The sequence below is a fragment of the Pyramidobacter sp. CG50-2 genome (genome assembly GCF_003612005.1).
In the GTDB taxonomy this organism is placed as follows: Bacteria; Synergistota; Synergistia; order Synergistales; family Dethiosulfovibrionaceae; genus Pyramidobacter.
In genome coordinates this window covers 1-900 of record NZ_RAWT01000105.1, presented here as the reverse complement: position 1 = coordinate 900, position 900 = coordinate 1, and the positions used below count along the sequence as shown (strand labels likewise).

Sequence of the window (900 nt, the reverse complement as noted above, 5' to 3'; positions counted from 1 at the left end):
AGATCACATCGGAACAGCAGGCGGAAATCGAAGCAGCGCGGAAAAAGAATCGCAACAAGAAGATCGAAGCCAAACTGAGAATCCTCAGCTTGCGCGCCGAAGGGAAAACCCTGAAAGAAATCAGCGAAATCACGGAATACCACTTCACGAACGTCAGCAAGATCATCTCGCAGTTTATCCATCGCGGTCTCTCGTATGTGCTGCAATGCCATTACCTCGGCAACCATCGGAACATGACCTATGAGCAGGAAGAAGCCGTACTTGCTCCTTACCTGGAGAAAGCCGGGAAAGGAGAAATCGTTTCGGTGGCGGAAATAGCCCAAGCCTATCAGACCGCGGTGGGACATACTATCAGTCCGACTCAGATTTACGCGGTCCTGAAACGTCATGGCTGGAGAAAAGTCATGCCGCGCAGCCGTCACCCCAGGAAAGCGAACGAGGAGGCCATCGAGGCCTCAAAAAAATTAACGCTCAAGTTCAGGAATTAAAAGAGTTATCCACAACAGGGAACGTCAGACTGATGTTTCAGGACGAAGCCGGCTTCGGCAGAATCAACACGCCCAAATACTGCTGGTGCAGGAAAGGCATTCGACCGAACGTTCCCTGCCTTCACATCCGCGAATACCGCTATGCTTACGGTGCCGTAGAGCCGCTTACGGGAGAAAGCCTCTTTCTGATCATGCCCAACTGCGACAGCGATTGCATGAACGTTTTCCTGCGGGAACTTTCACACCGATTTCCGGAAGACCATATTCTGCTCTGCTGTGACGGAGCTGCCTGGCACAAGTCCAAAGCGCTTCAGGTTCCTGCCAACATCACCCTGTTCCATATTCCCCCCTATACCCCCGAGATGAACCCCATTGAGCAGATCTGGAGAGAGCTGCGCTGTCAGGGCTTTCG

Annotated in this window: 2 protein-coding genes; both read left to right on the top strand. The window is 52.6% G+C overall.

What is annotated here, in order from left to right; genetic code table 11:
- Nucleotides 1-488 (top strand): helix-turn-helix domain-containing protein (locus D7D26_RS11965; protein WP_342447432.1); only part of this gene is annotated, 488 nt, incomplete at its 5' end.
- Between the two features lie 32 nt (nt 489-520).
- The coding region (locus D7D26_RS11960) for an IS630 family transposase (protein ID WP_120373184.1) at nt 521-900 on the top strand (380 nt) is incomplete at its 3' end.